The 15,413-nt window shown below is 47.0% G+C and carries 16 protein-coding genes; 4 read left to right on the top strand and 12 right to left on the bottom strand.

The genetic code is table 11. The annotated features are described in order from the left end of the window. Positions 1 to 193, top strand: a 193-nt coding sequence (locus BLT01_RS14670) for a transposase (protein ID WP_143020607.1), incomplete at its 5' end; no start/stop codon positions are given. A gap of 201 nt (positions 194 to 394) precedes the next feature. Here the strand turns inward: BLT01_RS14670 and BLT01_RS14665 are convergent. The 5 genes from BLT01_RS14665 to BLT01_RS14645 form a co-directional block, all read right to left on the bottom strand. Further along, entirely contained in the window at positions 395 to 2,101 is a 1,707-nt protein-coding gene (locus BLT01_RS14665; RefSeq protein ID WP_092099036.1) for an AIPR family protein, read from the bottom strand. Between the two features lie 300 nt (positions 2,102 to 2,401). After that, complete coding sequence (locus BLT01_RS14660) at positions 2,402 to 2,902, bottom strand: TRAP transporter large permease subunit (RefSeq protein ID WP_245696951.1); 501 nt, start codon at positions 2,900 to 2,902, stop codon at positions 2,402 to 2,404. 69 nt (positions 2,903 to 2,971) lie between these two features. Beyond that, positions 2,972 to 3,508, bottom strand: a complete 537-nt coding sequence (locus BLT01_RS14655; RefSeq protein ID WP_092099034.1) for a DUF1643 domain-containing protein — start codon at positions 3,506 to 3,508, stop codon at positions 2,972 to 2,974. 228 nt (positions 3,509 to 3,736) lie between these two features. Beyond that, positions 3,737 to 4,966: a CynX/NimT family MFS transporter gene (locus BLT01_RS14650; protein WP_407639310.1), complete on the bottom strand. Its 1,230-nt coding sequence runs from the start codon at positions 4,964 to 4,966 to the stop codon at positions 3,737 to 3,739. Beyond that, positions 4,963 to 5,637, bottom strand: coding sequence for a FadR/GntR family transcriptional regulator (locus BLT01_RS14645; RefSeq protein WP_092099041.1), 675 nt, complete (start codon positions 5,635 to 5,637; stop codon positions 4,963 to 4,965). Before BLT01_RS14645 ends, BLT01_RS14650 begins: the two co-directional genes overlap by 4 nt. A gap of 312 nt (positions 5,638 to 5,949) precedes the next feature. On the opposite strand from BLT01_RS14645, the gene BLT01_RS14640 reads away from it, so the two are divergent. After that, complete coding sequence (locus BLT01_RS14640; protein ID WP_092099039.1) at positions 5,950 to 7,134, top strand: M20 family metallopeptidase; 1,185 nt, start codon at positions 5,950 to 5,952, stop codon at positions 7,132 to 7,134. Between the two features lie 184 nt (positions 7,135 to 7,318). Here BLT01_RS14640 and BLT01_RS14635 read toward each other — a convergent pair whose 3' ends face one another. From BLT01_RS14635 to BLT01_RS14615, 5 genes are all read right to left on the bottom strand, one after another. Then, positions 7,319 to 7,993, bottom strand: a complete 675-nt coding sequence (locus tag BLT01_RS14635) for a GntR family transcriptional regulator (protein ID WP_092099038.1) — start codon at positions 7,991 to 7,993, stop codon at positions 7,319 to 7,321. 23 nt (positions 7,994 to 8,016) lie between these two features. Continuing rightward, the gene (locus tag BLT01_RS14630; protein WP_092099028.1) at positions 8,017 to 8,355 is read right to left on the bottom strand and encodes a cupin domain-containing protein; all 339 of its coding nucleotides are present in this window, start codon (positions 8,353 to 8,355) and stop codon (positions 8,017 to 8,019) included. 12 nt (positions 8,356 to 8,367) lie between these two features. After that, on the bottom strand, positions 8,368 to 9,648 hold the full coding sequence (locus tag BLT01_RS14625) for a TRAP transporter large permease (protein ID WP_092099026.1): 1,281 nt from the start codon (positions 9,646 to 9,648) through the stop codon (positions 8,368 to 8,370). Then, the gene (locus BLT01_RS14620) at positions 9,645 to 10,127 is read right to left on the bottom strand and encodes a TRAP transporter small permease (protein ID WP_245696950.1); all 483 of its coding nucleotides are present in this window, start codon (positions 10,125 to 10,127) and stop codon (positions 9,645 to 9,647) included. Before BLT01_RS14620 ends, BLT01_RS14625 begins: the two co-directional genes overlap by 4 nt. Before the next feature lie 87 nt (positions 10,128 to 10,214). Then, positions 10,215 to 11,228: a TRAP transporter substrate-binding protein gene (locus BLT01_RS14615; protein WP_092099022.1), complete on the bottom strand. Its 1,014-nt coding sequence runs from the start codon at positions 11,226 to 11,228 to the stop codon at positions 10,215 to 10,217. 282 nt (positions 11,229 to 11,510) lie between these two features. Here BLT01_RS14615 and BLT01_RS14610 point away from each other — a divergent pair, with 282 nt between their 5' ends. Continuing rightward, complete coding sequence (locus tag BLT01_RS14610) at positions 11,511 to 12,671, top strand: aminotransferase class I/II-fold pyridoxal phosphate-dependent enzyme (RefSeq protein WP_092099019.1); 1,161 nt, start codon at positions 11,511 to 11,513, stop codon at positions 12,669 to 12,671. 54 nt (positions 12,672 to 12,725) lie between these two features. After that, entirely contained in the window at positions 12,726 to 14,411 is a 1,686-nt protein-coding gene (locus tag BLT01_RS14605) for a M20/M25/M40 family metallo-hydrolase (protein WP_092099017.1), read from the top strand. 472 nt (positions 14,412 to 14,883) lie between these two features. Here BLT01_RS14605 and BLT01_RS14600 read toward each other — a convergent pair whose 3' ends face one another. Beyond that, entirely contained in the window at positions 14,884 to 15,114 is a 231-nt protein-coding gene (locus BLT01_RS14600; protein WP_092099015.1) for a glutaredoxin family protein, read from the bottom strand. 122 nt (positions 15,115 to 15,236) lie between these two features. Continuing rightward, on the bottom strand, positions 15,237 to 15,413 hold a 177-nt coding region (locus BLT01_RS14595), incomplete at its 5' end, for a pyridoxamine 5'-phosphate oxidase family protein (protein WP_176765183.1).

Below are 15,413 nucleotides of genomic sequence, written 5' to 3'. Positions count from 1 at the left end.
GGCCATTCGGCTCACCCCGGAGAACAAAGAAATCTATGCAAGGCGGAAAGAGACCGTAGAGCGCGGTTTCGGAGATGCCAAGGAGAAGTGTGGCATGCGATGGACAACCCTTCGCGGGAAGGAAAAAATGTCCATGCAGGCGATGCTTACTTTTGCTGCCTTAAATCTGAAAAGATTGGCCTGCTGGACCTAGGAGTCACCGGAACCGGCCTGACGGCCGGTCATTCCAAGGGGGGGGATGGGAAAAAACATGCGAAATATCCACGAAAATGACAAAACGGACCCAAAAAGATTTCTTTTGGGTCCGTTTTGTCTACAGTCTGAAGCAACCGTAAAGGTTGCTTTTTTTATATACAAGGAACCGTTCTTAAACGTACGTTTCTCACTCAGCCAATTAATGACTAGAAGATAAAGATCCGTTCATTTCAGCAAAAACACGATCTAATTCATCTTTAAAGCCTTTTTGAATCAATTTCCTAGATTCCGAAATACTCTCTCCCTCTCTATATCTTAAAAGAGCACTCTCAATTATAACGATGTTATCCATAGGATCAATGATCTCCTTGTTTATATTATTGTCTTTCTCGCTCAAATAAATCATGTAAAAAATCTTTTGTTCGAAAGCTTGATATTTAGTACTTTTATATACATCAATAAAATTGAAATAATCATGAACCAATTTAATTGATTCGTCTAAATCAAAGTCTCTTACAAAGATCTCATCATAGTAAGAGTCGAAGATTCTTTGTTTTTGGTTACTTGCTCTGTCTGGATAACCCTTTTTAGAGTAAAGCAATTGCCCGAATTTTTCCATTGATATTCTATGTTCGTAATTAATTTCTTCTTCTCCTAGATCTCCCACTTTTCTAACGTATAAGATGTTACTTTCTTTTAGAATTTGTTCAATTTGCATTTGTATATTATCAAGAGACTTTAAATCTGATGGAGAGATAGCGTTTTGACTATTTGTATACTCAGCAATTTTGTTTGTTAGCCCTTCCTGGTTACCTGTCTTGAATATTCTTAGTAAAACGTGCGCTTTATTTAATATTTCTTCATCGAATTGCGAATCCTTGAAATCATGTATACTCCTTAAAGTTTGACCTCCATTTACCACTTGGAAATTGTTAAGAACGACTTTCCACTTCTTACCTGCATTTATCGAAGATACATCAATATTCTTTGCAGTCATTGTAATTCCATTATTGTACATAAAGAATTTAGATGGTTCTTGCCTCAAAGTTTTAAGGATATTCGTATTAAATCGAGTTTTACCTAAATAACCTCGGACATTGTCAAATAGCACTGAGAAGTCTAATTTTGAACTCGCTATGAAATCATAATTTTCAGCATGGTATTGAACACGAACATCTTTAGAATTTGAAGTTATCCTTATAAGTTCTCCAATATTGATTTTTATCAAGTACGATTTATCAGAAGATAATTCTCCTTCTTCATAAGATAGAATAGACTCATTATCCAATATTAAAATCGCTTCATTAGGACCCGGTTTTGATGAGATAAAATTACTCAAGTCGTCAAGGGTATATGAAACGACTTCTAAATCATATATATCTTCCAAATCTTTAATCGCTTGGCTATTATCAGGCAACGCCAAGTTATCATTCGAAACCATATAAAGTTTTATATTCCAAATCTCGTTAGACTCTAACCTTTCCAAAATATCTTTTGTAAATTGTTTTGTTTTCGGATTTAGATCATCGAGATTAGAATTTTTGATTGCATTTACAAATCTCATACTTACCAAAGTATCATTTTGTGATTGACCTTTTTGTACTTTGAAATTCTCTCGAAATTTAAAGTTAAAAAGATTTATATTGTGATTTTTATCATCAAAATCAACCGCATCAATACCTAAATCATCATTTTCCATGTTAAAAACTATTCTCGTAAACTCAGTATCATTAACTTTTTCTTTTAATTCTTCAATATCTTTTACATTGGTTATACACTCTAATGCAAATAAATAAAACCCTAATTGAGCCTTTTTTGTATCTGGGAACTCCTTATCGATATTTAAATAATCGAAGTATTTCATTGACTTGTTTTTTATTAATTTGAAGTCGTTTAAATTACCCACTTAATATCATCCTCTTCACTATATATTCCCAACTTTGCTTATATGTAACTGCGCTCTCACTTTCAAAAAACTAATATCTCACCCCTAACTAGTAAACCTTTGTATTTCATGTTGTTCACCCTTCTATTCTACCAAATTTCTACTCGATATCCTACTTTTGCCCTTTGAATTTACATTACAAGGGCTTGAAGCACAGACGACTAATTTACCAACACTCTCACTTTCCATGTAACTCATATACCTAAAGACTCTGTGCATAAAAAACCACCTAAAGAGTTCCTCTTTAGGTAGTCCACTCCCCTACCCCGCCATCTGCTGTGGCAGATAGAGGGCAATCTCAGGGAAGATATAGATTAAGATGATCAGCGTTAGGATCGGAATCATGAACAGGAAGGCACCTTTGAAGATGTCGGTGAGTTCGAGTTCTTTGGTGACGCCTTTCAGGACGAAGACGTTCATGCCGATCGGTGGTGAGATGAGGGCCATCTCGACAACCAACACGATGATGACGCCGAACCATACCAAATCAAATTCCAATGCCGCCAAAACGGGCATGAGGATCGGGATGGTGACGACCATCATGGCGAGGGAGTCCATGAGTGCCCCCAGGATGATGAATAGCAGGACGGTAAGCGCAAAGATCATGGCATCGGACAGGTTCGTGGACAGCAGTGCGTCGGCGAGCATGTTCAGGAATCTCGTCAGTACCAATACGTAGTTCAGGATAAAGGCGCCGATGATGATGGCGAAGATGAAGCCGGTGGTCTGAAGGGTGCCGACCATGGCGACGACGTTTGGCAAGAGGGGCGTATCTTTAAGAGTAACCAAGGGGATGAGTGAACGGCAACTACTTTTAAGAGAATAAAACCATTAGTAGACGTATTCAATAAGTTGCGTCGCATAAGCGAGCATCAGCGGATGCCTTGGCATTCCACATTTGGTTTTCCCTAAGCAATAGGGTACTTTACCGGCTTCTTGGATGTATTCAAGGATGTCTTGGTACCTGCGGTTTCGTCTGCCATGGATTCCCCACGAGACGATAATTTTGTCTGCACCGGAGATTGCTTCTTTCAGATGGATATCGTTATCGGGATGTCTCAATTCACCTGACTTCCAAAGGTCGGCGGGCTTGGTTGCCCTGTATGAATAGAGGTTAAGGACTTCCAGTGACCCAAATCCATTCCGCTCAGCAAATCCCACGCACTTTCTAAGCGTCGGATCAGGTTTTATTGCATCTGCCGTACTCGGATTTAGCATGATATACAGGCACGACGGCAGGTTCTCTTCCCAACTGACACTCAGGCGGTAGCGGTGTTTTTCGGATGGGTCAAAGATCGCCTGGGTGGTTCTTTTTCCGTTATCCCACTGCCCATGTGCGACCATCAGATTTTGTTCCTGAACGGCCATTTCACATCTCCCCCTTTTCGTTTCTTTCAATAGTAAGTCAATCGTACATCATGATCGCCTTGGACCCCAAATGCCTGAACCATTGGTAATCACTCGTATCCATTTGGTAATCACTCACCCCCGTACAATAAAACCGCACCGAAGGAGAGATCCCGCACAGGCAGTGCACCCCCCTACAACTTCCCTCTACCAAAAAGATCCGCACTCCCCCTCGAGAGTGCGGATCATTTATTTCACCTGAGTGTCCCTTCCTGAAACAATACCTGTCACTAGAATAATCACCGAGACCGCGAGGAGCATCCAGAGCGGCAGTATCCAGCTGTGGGTGGCGTCGTGCAGGATGCCGAACAGGGCGGGTCCGGTGGCTGCGAGCAGGTAGCCGAAGGACTGGGCCATGCCGGAGAGTTCCGCTGCTTCCTGCGGGTTTTTCGTGCGGAGGCTGAAGAACATCATGGCGAGGCTGAAGGCGGTTCCGCCGCCGATGCCGATCATGATGACCCACAGCAGCGTCAGTGACGAGGCGCCCATGAGGATGCCGAGTATCCCGCCGATAAACAGCGCGCCGGTGGCGATCACGAGCGGGATCTGACTTTTCATCCTGCCGGCGATGATCGGGATGATGAAGGTGAACGGAATGAGGGCAAATTGCATGAGCGACAGCAGCCACCCGGCCGCTCCGGCCTCCACGCCACGCTCCGCCAGAATTTCAGGAAGCCACGCAACGATTGTATAGAAAATCAGGGATTGCAAGCCCATGAAGACGGTGATGTTCCAGGCAAGGCCGGATTTCCACAGATTCACCGCTTTCTGGCCGCTTTCCTTTCCGGCTGGCCTGTTTCCGCTCCGCCTCACTTGGGGAAGCAGTACGAGAATCGCGACCAGCGAGATGAATCCCCAGTAGCCGAGCGATCCGCTCCAACCGAGTTTCTCGGATACGGGCACACTGAGGCCGGAGGCGATCGCGGCGCACAAGTTCATGGACACCGCGTAGATGCCGGTCATGACACCGAGGTGCATCGGGAACCGTGATTTGATCAGCCCCGGGATGAGGACGTTGCCGAATGCAATGCCGAATCCGACCAACAGCGTGCCGGCAAACAGCAGACGGACGCTGCCCGTCATCCGGAGGAAAATCCCGGCCGTGACCAGGACGGATGCAAAGAAAAGAACCGGTTCCATGCCGAACCGGCGGGACAGCTTTGGTGCAAATGGAGACAGCAGCGCGAACGCCAGGAGCGGCAGCGTCGTCAGAAATCCGGCGGCAAAGCCGGATATTCCGAGGCTCGACCGGATTTCCCCGACGAGCGGACCGACCGACGTCAGCGGAGCCCGCAGGTTCGCCCCGACGCTGATGATGGCCAGGAAGACCAACAGAAGCTCCAGGCTTCCGATCATTTTCACTTTCGATTCATCTTGTTGTAAAAGCTCTTGTTGGAAGCGCATGTTTTTCACCTTTATTCATTCAATAATGTGTCTTTAAACTCGGCAATGTACGCATGGACGGCATCCATTGCCCGCTCCGGGTCCTGATCGGCGATTGCCTCGACCAGCGCCTCGTGGCTAGGGATCGAGCCGCTTTGCCCGGCGGACGCATCGAGGATCTTCCTGATCGAGGACTCGAGCGGATCGGTCAGATGACCATAAAGGTCTATCAGCACCGGATTATGAGAAGCCCGGACGACCGCACGGTGAAGCGCGAGGTCCGCAGTCAGGTACGCCTGCCCGTCCCCCGCTTTTATCGCCGACCGGCAATCGTGCAGCGCCGACCGCAACTCCTCCAGATTGTCTGCATTCCGGCGCACCGCAGCGAGCAGTGCGGCCTCCCGCTCAAGCGCATGCCGCACCTCCAGCGTATCCAGCACATCCGCACGGCCTACCCGCTTGCGGATCGCCGCCTCCAGCACGCTCGAAGAACACACATACGTCCCGCTCCCCTGCCGTGTCTGCAGCAGCCCCGCATGGACAAGCGCCCGGATCGCCTCCCTCAGCGTATTGCGGCTCACTTCAAACTGATCCGCCAACTCCATCTCCGTCGGAATCCGCTCCCCGACCGGCCACTCCCCTGCATCAATCAGCGACTCCATCCGGCCGGCCACCTGATCCACCAACGACGACCTGCCCACTTTCATCGACCCCGCCAATAGAATCACCTCATATAATTTGTAGGATGATTGGATGACTTTATCTTAGCATAGGGCGGAGTGGGTGTAAAAGAATGGATTCGGGGATTGCTACGAAGCATGGTCATCTGCCTTCAAGCTGAGTGGTTACCTTTTGGAAATGAGTGGTTACCGCCGGGCAAGTTCCCCGTTAGCTTCCATATAGCAAACGTCCCCCTGTATATTCAGAACACTCGAAACATGTATACTATTAAAGAAGGCGAAATCGGAAAGGGTGGGAGATCATTGACAACTTCGAACACATCAAACGAGAGTCAGACGCTGAAGCAACAGTTGCTGTCCATGCTGGAAGATCGGAAAGAAGAGATGATTCAGATCCGGAGGCATCTTCACGAGAACCCTGAGTTGTCCTTTAAAGAAGAGAAGACTGCACAATTCATCGAGGATTTTTACAACGGCAAGGATGTCGAGATCCAGACGAATGTCGGGAATGGCTATGGCATCATCGTGACGATCAGGGGCGGAAAAGCAGGCAAGACGATCGGGCTGCGCGCCGATTTTGATGCGCTCCCGATCCAGGAAGAGACCGATGTTCCGTTCAAATCCAAAAACCCCGGTGTCATGCACGCATGCGGGCATGACGGGCATACGGCTTACATGCTTGTGCTGGCGGACTGCCTGATTCAGATGAAAGATTCGATCAGCGGGACCATCAAGATCATCCATCAGCACGCGGAAGAAACGCCGCCGGGAGGCGCGAAGAGCATTGTCGAATCCGGTGTTCTGGATGACTTGAATGTCGTGTTCGGGACCCATCTGATGCCCGCCCTCCCGACCGGTGCGATCGGCTACCGAGGCGGCTTTTCGATGGCCGGCAGAACGTACTTTAAACTGGTCATCAACGGCAAAGGCGGACACGGCTCCTCTCCCCACCAATCCAACGACTCGATCGTCGCGGGCGCCTATTTCATCACGGCCGTTCAGACGATCGTCAGCCGCCGGTTGAATCCGTTCGAAATGGGCGTTGTCACCATCGGCTCGTTTGATGGGAAAGGGTCGTTCAACGTCATCAAGGACAGCGTCGAACTCGAAGGCGACGTCCGCTATATGAATGAAGACACACAAAAAGTCATCTCGGATGAAATCCGACGGATCACACGGGGAATCGAGGAAGAGTTCGGGGTCGAATGCGAACTCACCTACGTCCCGGATTATCCGCCGCTCTACAATGACCCTGACGTCACCGCCAATGTCGTGTCCATTTTGGAGCAGGCTGACGACCCGGTCATTGAAACCGTCAAAGAAATACCGATAAGCTCCGGTTCCGAAGACTTCGCTTACTACACCCAAAAGATCCCGGGCACGTTTTATATCATCGGATGCCAACCAAAAGGCGTGGACAAGCCCTACCTGAACCACCACCCGAAATTTGATATTGATGAAGACGCCCTGCTCGTATCCGCCAAATCCGTGGCACATGTGATTTGCGAGTACAGTTTCGATTAATAGAGGCAACTGGACAAAAGCAGCCCGGCCGGCTGCTTTTTCCTATTTAAACGACCTCCTGACGCGCCCGTAACCACTCGCCGTCCGGAGGTCATCACTCACCCTTCATTCGCCAGGATCAAAAAATGGACCGTACAAAAAACCGCTCCCGGATTTTCCGGAAACGGTTGTTAGATCCTTCAACTCAAATCTTGTTGGAAGGACTGTTTGAATAATAGTTCAAGAATCGTTTTTCGACATTATTCATGTGAACAATCATTTTATTTTCCGCCAGGCGGATATCCTTCTGCTCAATTGCATCCACGATCTCTACATGTTCTTCATAGGCGCCCTTTGCGCTTTTAGGGATGGTACTGGAGAGAATCAGAAAAGCCCGATTAACTCCGGTATTCATCCTTTCAATCATGTCTTTTAATTCTTCATTGGAATTTCGGGACGCCAAAAGGATATGAAATTCCCGGTCCAATTCGATGAACTCCTGAAAATTGTTTTTCTCAATCGCCACGAGTTGTTCGGACAGGTTGTTTCTCAGGTTCCGGATAAACTCTGAGTCCGCCTTAGCGACCACTTTTGTCAGACTATGGATCTCCAATACGCTGCGGATTTCCATGTACTCCAGAGACTTCTCTCTCGTGAACCCTGCCACGATGGCAGGACGGCCTTTTTTCTGGATGATTAGGCCCTCAGACGCCAGTCGATTCAGCGCATCTCGAAGAGGCGTTCGGCTGATGCCCAATTCTTTTGAGATGGTCTCTTCTGGCAGGGTCTGCTCGTCCTTCAACTCTCCGTTAACGATCGACCTCTTAAGTAGCGCATAAGCTTGGTCTGCCAAAGTTTCGCTTTGCTTAATGACTTCCACTTTTTTCGCCTCGTTTCTTAACTTCAAAAGACAAAAGCGATCATTTCAATCTCCTCGTCATAAGGATTCTCCATGCCGTGTCCTTGTCCCTTTTGGATCATACAGAAATCACCGGCCTCTGCAGGGACCCTTTTCCCACCATGCTCAAGGAAAATTCCTTTTCCCCGAAGAAGGTAGTACACTTCGGACTCATCTTTGTGAATATGATAGGCAATTGTCGATTTTGGCTGCACGGTGACCCGGGCAAATAGCTTTATTCCTTCTATTTTATCATCTTGAGACACAATCCGGGAAATATGGATACTTCCTTCCCCGCCGTGAGCGTTTTCAATCAGGTCCTTTTCCCCTGCCTGTTTAATCAATCAAGTCCCTCCTTAACCGAATATGTTCGGTAATACAGTGCTGAGTTGCGGAATGAAGATGATCAGCAAGACAACAACCGCGACAATCCCAATCACATGCAGAACATAAGGGAAGGTATTTTCGATCCCCATCTTCTTGTCAGTAACATTGCAGCCGGCGATCAGAGACAATCCGACAGGAGGCGTAATATTGGCCAACGCAAAGTTCATAATGAGCACCATCCCAAAATGAATCGGATCAATACCATATTGCATGGCAATTGGCATAAAGATCGGACTCAACAAAATGATCAAAGATGTGACTTCCGTCAATGTCCCCAGGATCAACAAGATCAATGAGACAATCAACAGGAACTGAAGCGGGGTGGAGGCAAATTTCAGGAAGAAGTCAGAGATTGCAGCCGGCACCCGATTCGCAGTCAATACATATGTAAATACGTTTGCGAACGAAATAATGATCAAGATGATGGCTGAAGTGACTGCAGAGTTCGCCATAATGTTTTTAAAATTCTTGAACGACAATTCACCATAAAACATCGAAAGAATAAATCCGTAGACCACTGCAATGATCGCGGCTTCTGTGGCAGTTACCAAACCACTGAAAATCCCGCCAAGAATGAAAACAGGGGATAAAAGCGGAAGCAGTGCCGATTTAAAAATCGACCAAAATTCCTTGCCGCTCACCTGGGCATTCTCGACGACTCCAAATCCTTGCTTTTTAGACATGTAAGCTACATAGACGCACAGAGCAACAGTCAGCATCAATCCGGGCACGAATCCGGCAATAAAGAGTTTGCCGATCGAGATATTGGCTGTGATTCCCAGAATGACCATCGTGATACTTGGAGGGATGATCAGCCCCAGCACCCCAGCCGGGCCGATGATGCTGGCGATAAATGAATTACTGTAGCGTTGCTCTTTCATTCTCGGTACAATCACGGAACCAACCGCATAAGTTGTCGCAACAGTAGAACCTGAAACGGTTCCGAAAAAGGCACTGGTCACCACCGCTGTCATGCCGAGTCCTCCAGAAAAGCGGCCGACAATCGCATCAGCCAAAGCCATCAGTCTCTTTGTAAGTCCTCCCTCCCCCATAATATTGCCTGCGAGGATGAACAATGGAAGAGCCAGATATGAAAAGTTATTAACCCCTGCAAACATTCTTTGAATAACAACCTCTAAAGAGACTCCACTGATCAAAAGAACTCCGATAGAAACGATACCGATCGTAAAGGCGATTGGCATGCCCAAAAACAGCAGGATGAAAAAGGCGATTAAGATCCCGATAATCATAGGTTGACTTCCCCCTGTTCCTCAGGGTGTGGATTGATGATATTGACTATCACAAAGTAGATGGAGAATAAAGCACTTAACGGGATTGCCAGATAAAAAATGCCCATCGGTACTTTCAACGTTGCCGAAGCAGTCGACATAGCAGAAATTGAGAGTTTAAATCCGTAAAATGCGAGAATGGCCAACAACACTGCCGTCAAAATATAAATGAACGTATCGATGATTTTTTGATTCTTTTCACTCGCCAGGCTCACAAAGTATCTCACGCCCAAATGCATCTTCTCATGGATCGCCAGACTCGCTCCCAAGAATGTCAGCCAGACAATAAACAATCTTGCCAGCTCTTCGGTTGCAGGAAGAGAGACTTCAAAGAACCTGGACACGACTTGTATAAAAACAATGGCTGCCAGCACTGTAATTGCGATTATACATAGATAAGTCAGTATCTTTACGATGATGTTCGTCAGCTTATCCAACATGACTCCCCCTATCGGCCATTGCGAATCATCCTTTTCCGAAAAAAGTTTTCTCTCCCTGTTTGTTCAACAGGGAGAGAAAGCAGTGATTTACCATCCGGAAGCTTCGTCATAAATGTCCATCAGCTCTTCACCGAAATGTTCTTTTTCCCATTTCTCATAAACCGGCAACATGGCTTCCCGGAATGCAGCCGTATCCACGTCATCGTTGATTTCCATGCCTCTCTCCTTGAGAGTATTCAAGTACTCCTCTTGCATGGCGTCATTTTGCGTACGTACCTCTTTGGAGATGCGTTCCGCTTCTTTCAGGATGATTTCCTGATCTTCAGGAGAAATCTTCTCCCATGTGTCGTTATTCACCATTAGCATGACCGTGTTGTAGAAGTGGCCTGTCAACGAGAGATAATCCTGAACTTCATCAAACTTAGGTGCCACTATATTCGCAAGCGGGTTTTCCTGTGCATCTAGCACTCCCTGCTGGAGAGCGCCGTACACTTCACTAAACGCCATCGCAGTCGGCAATGCGCCGACCTGCTCAAATGCATCGATTCTCAAGCTGGACTCGGCTACCCGGATTTTCAACCCTTCCATATCCTCAGGTTTTACAATCGGCTTTTTATTGTTGGTGATATGACGGTATCCCCACTCAAGATATCCGATCTGTTTAAGATTCTGCTCTGCCATCACGTCTGCCAGGTAGTCCCCAAACTCCCCGTCATAAGCTGCACGTGCATGGTCGATATCCTTCCACATATACGGCAAATCTTCAATGGCCATTTTCATGTCCAGCGATTGCATAGTACCTACCATGATCGCTGCGGAGCCCATGGTTCCCATCTGAACCTGTTCGATCATTTCTGTCTCTGATCCTAGCTGACTGTTTGGGTAGACATCAAACTCAACTCGTCCATCCGTCTGCTCTTTAACGTTTTCCGCCATTTCCCCGATTAAATCTGCCGCAGGCGTCCCCTCAGACATCGCATGGCCAAGCTGGAGTTTAACCGATTCTCCATCTGCTTCCACCTGATCAGATTCACTGCACCCGGCAACTAGCATTGCTACAGAAAGACTAGCCGCGACCAATCCAACCTTCCATTTCTTCATCTTTGTTCCCTCCCCCTAAATCCTTTAGAAATCGCTTTCTTTTTGTATCATCCCTTGGGAGCTTCCAAGGGAACTTGTATACGGTATACAAGTGTTGCTACAAGATTACTCAAGGATAGAAGGGTTGTCAATGAGTTTTTTGAATATAGCCACCTTTCTTGATGTTCTTCAGCCTTCGGTTGCGACTTTTTAGAATTTTATTTACGGAATTCAGCTTTTACTATACTATGTCTGTATACAGTATACAGGTAGTGTTATCGATAACAATAAGGATGTGACAAGATGATCAACTTACACAAAGGGCTAAATGAGCGAGCTTTGGAAATTAACGTTCCCGGTATTCGTGTCTTTGCAAATAAAGTCGCTCTTTTATCAGACGGGATCAATCTGACAATCGGTGAACCTAACTTCCCGACCCCTGATCGGGTAAAAACGGCAGCGATTACAGCGATCACTCGAAATCAGACAGGTTACTCCCATAATGCCGGACTTCTTGAATTACGTGAAAGTGTCTCTCGCTTTTTCCAGCATAAATATGGATTCCATTATGATCCTTCATCAGAAATATTGATCACAAACGGGGCAAGCGAAGGAATCGACTCCACCTTAAGAGCAATCTTAGAAGAAGGCGACGAGGTCATTTTGCCCGCTCCCATTTATTCCGGTTATGAGCCGGTGATCCATTTGGCTGGTGCAAAACCGGTCTACCTCAATACTTCGAAAACAGGCTTCGTACCTGACGCCTTAGCCTTGGAAAGTTTAATCACCGAACGAACCAAAGCGGTCATACTCAATTATCCGTCCAACCCGACCGGTGTCACTCTCCCAAGAGACGTCATGGATAAACTGGTGGAAATCCTCAGCAAGCACAAGGTTTTCATTATTGCCGATGAAATCTACAGCGAGAATTCCTATGAAGAACAGCATATTTCTTTTGCCGAGTACCCTGCAGTCCGGGATCAGCTGATTTTGATCCATGGTCTATCCAAATCACATTCCATGACTGGTTGGAGAATCGGATTCGTGATGGGACCGGCTCATCTGATCGGACATATTTTAAAAGTCCATCTGTCTAACTCAATCTGCGCTTCCCTGCCCAGCCAGCACGCGGCGATTGAAGCCCTTGAATATTGCCGTGACGTTCCATCAGAGATGAACAAGGAATATATCCAGCGCCGGGACTATGTCATCAGCAGATTGACGACGATGGGACTCCATATGATCCATCCGAAAGGTGCGTTCTATGTATTTCCCTCAATCAAGTCCACAGGCCTATCCTCTAACGAGTTTGCTACAAAGCTTCTGGACAAGAAACATGTGGCCGTCGTCCCGGGAGATTCGTTCACTGAGTTTGGAGAAGGATATATCCGCATCTCTTACGCCAATTCAATGGAAAATCTGATCAGTGCGTTGGATCGGATTGAATCGTTCATTCATGAATGATCGAATACAGAAACCACTGCTATTTCATCAATCTAACCATGAGGAGTGTTGACTATGTATGAGCAGTTGCGCCAAATGACAATCTACGAGCAAGCGGAAACCCTAACCCGTCATCTCGTTAGCTTAAACAGCATCAACGGTACATTGGGAGAAATCAGGATTGTACAGGAAATTCATCGAATCCTTTCTACCTTCCCCTATTTCCAGGAACACCCTGAAAACCTATACCTGCAGAAAATCCCGGGTGATCCGATTGGACGCTGCAATGTTTTTGCGATTGTCCACGGCAAGCATAAATCCAGTCAGACTGTGCTCTATCATGCGCATATCGACACGGTGGCAGTTGAAGACTTCGGTCCCCTAAAAGACCTGGCTTTCTCGACGGATGCCATGGAGGCTTACTTCCGCGAATATAGCGAAGATCCGGAACTTCAAACAGAAGCCCGATCCGGAGACTGGATGTTCGGACGCGGAGCGGTTGATATGAAGAGCGGGGCGGCTGTCCATATCGCAAACGTTCTTTATTTCACAGAACATCGCGATGAACTTAATGGAAACATCCTGCTGCTCTGCAATGGAGATGAAGAAAGTGAGCATCACGGAATCATCGGAGCCCTCTCGGAACTGAACCGTCTGCAGAGTGAGTACGGTTTCAAATTCGTTTCAGCCATCAATACAGATTTCATCACGCCTCTTTACGATGGGGACAACCATCGATACATCTATACAGGGGCAGCAGGCAAGATTCTTCCATGTTTCCATATCTACGGCAGGGAAGTGCACGTCGGGGACACCCTATCCGGAATCGATCCGAACTTCATTGCTGCGAAAATCACAGAACGGATTCACAATCGCTATAACCTTGCAGAACAAATTCCAGGTGAACTGATTCTCCCGCCGACTTGCCTGCAACAACGGGACACGAAAGAACTTTACACCGTACAGACAGCCATCAGCAGTCATGTATACTTCAACTATTTTGTCTACGAGGAAACACCGGAGAACATCCTGACGAAACTTTTAAGCGAAGCAAAGGCCGCGTGCCTGGAAGCAGAGCACCATTTCCAGACACAGTTTGAAGAATACCTGAGGGTCACCGGCCTGCCGCCTCGTAACCTATCATGGAAAATCGATGTCATCACTTACGAAGAGTACGTAGAACAATTGACCGCACAGGGTATTAACGTACGAAACATTATTGAACAAGTTCTGGAAGAAGAAACAAACAAGGACCTTCGTGACCGGAGCTTTGAAATTGTCAGTGCCCTCCAAGCCGCAGACCCGATCAAAAAAGCGCGAGTCATTTTATTCTTCGCCCCGCCATACTTACCGCATAACTTCTTGAAAACGGAAGACACAAAGGCGGTCAAAATCCGGCAGTCCATCGAAGCTGTCCTTAATGACATGAGCATACAGACTGGAGAACAATTTGAAGTCAAAAAGTTCTTCCCTTACCTGGCCGATGGCAGCTTTCTTTCTCTTCATGAAACGGAAGACGAACTTTCAGCACTGACCCAGAATCTTCCTGCATGGAACAGCATCTATTCGATACCATTTAATACGATCAAGATGCTGAACATCCCCTCCGTAAACATGGGCGTATATGGCAAAGACGGCCACAAATGGACCGAACGGGTTTACAAGCCCTACTCTTTCGGAATCCTTCCTGAGCTGATTCGGAATGCCACAACCGCCCTTCTCCGGCTAGAAGAAAAAGAGAGAACACTAGAAATCGTATAACCCTGACAATCCGGCTATACCATCAATAACGGAAAAGACGGTACTCCCATTCTGAATGAGGGTACCGTCTTTTTATTGTTAGCTCCGGGTAAGTGATTTCTACCCGATTTGCAGTATATAGTGCACTAGGAGAATGATTTCTGCCCGATATCGGTTCTCAGCAATAGTGATGGAAAAATACTGTCTCACCTCTTCATCAACACTTATTCCTGCCATAGGGAATGAACGTTGCTTTCGGCATTGGCTTTTGCCTAAAGTGGATTGCCCCCCTGCAGCAATCACTCACTCCGTCATCCCCGAAATCCGGTGGAAGTTCATGAACAGAAAAAACTGCAGACAGCGGAGCCCTACACTCACTTTGTCTGCAGTCTAAAATATCCATTCCGGCTGTTATTCCATTTTCTTTTTTTCGCCGACCTCTCTTGCCGACTAGAACCCTCCAGATTGTAGTGGCGTGATGCCTGATTGAGAGTTACTTCACTAAACGCAGTACTTGATCGGGGTCAAAGCCCAGTACCCATTGACCATTGATTTCAGTTTGCGGGACACCCATCTGGCCAGTGGCAGCGACTAAGCGATTGGCGGCAACCGGATCCTGCTGGACATTCACCTCTTTATAAGGAAGCGACTGTGCATCCAAGAAACTCTTCATCATCGTGCAATATGGGCAAGTGCTAGTCGTGTAAACGGTAATTTGGTTCATGAAGAACCCTCCTCTTGATTGTGATGAACATCTTGACTATATACCCCGCAGGGTATTTATTCAACTAATCAAGCTTGATCCTGCTACCCGAATGACAAGAGGTTGTCTCCAGCATCCCGCCTTCACTTATCCAATTCCAACGTCTCATTAATCTCCGCTGACTCCGCATCCTTCCCCGTCATCCGCTTGTACATGAACGCGATGTTCTTGATCAGGCTGCCGCTTTCCCAGTATTCGGCGGCTTCGGCTTTTACCTTGATCAGGATGACGTCGGGGTCGTCGTAGGTGGTCTGCATGAT

This window comes from Bhargavaea beijingensis, from assembly GCF_900101985.1.
Lineage (GTDB): Bacteria > Bacillota > Bacilli > Bacillales_A > Planococcaceae > Bhargavaea > Bhargavaea beijingensis.
This window is presented reverse-complemented; position numbering and strand designations above follow the sequence as displayed.

Excerpts from the sequence above, each read along its gene's own strand:
- BLT01_RS14655 (WP_092099034.1), bottom strand. The coding sequence starts at position 3,508 with ATGGCCGTTCAGGAACAAAATCTGATGGTCGCACATGGGCAGTGGGAT.
- BLT01_RS14645 (WP_092099041.1), bottom strand. The coding sequence starts at position 5,637 with ATGAAAGTGGGCAGGTCGTCGTTGGTGGATCAGGTGGCCGGCCGGATG.
- BLT01_RS14625 (WP_092099026.1), bottom strand. The coding sequence starts at position 9,648 with ATGATTATCGGGATCTTAATCGCCTTTTTCATCCTGCTGTTTTTGGGC.
- BLT01_RS14620 (WP_245696950.1), bottom strand. The coding sequence starts at position 10,127 with ATGTTGGATAAGCTGACGAACATCATCGTAAAGATACTGACTTATCTA.
- BLT01_RS14615 (WP_092099022.1), bottom strand. The coding sequence starts at position 11,228 with ATGAAGAAATGGAAGGTTGGATTGGTCGCGGCTAGTCTTTCTGTAGCA.
- BLT01_RS14610 (WP_092099019.1), top strand. The coding sequence starts at position 11,511 with ATGATCAACTTACACAAAGGGCTAAATGAGCGAGCTTTGGAAATTAAC.
- BLT01_RS14605 (WP_092099017.1), top strand. The coding sequence starts at position 12,726 with ATGTATGAGCAGTTGCGCCAAATGACAATCTACGAGCAAGCGGAAACC.
- BLT01_RS14600 (WP_092099015.1), bottom strand. The coding sequence starts at position 15,114 with ATGAACCAAATTACCGTTTACACGACTAGCACTTGCCCATATTGCACG.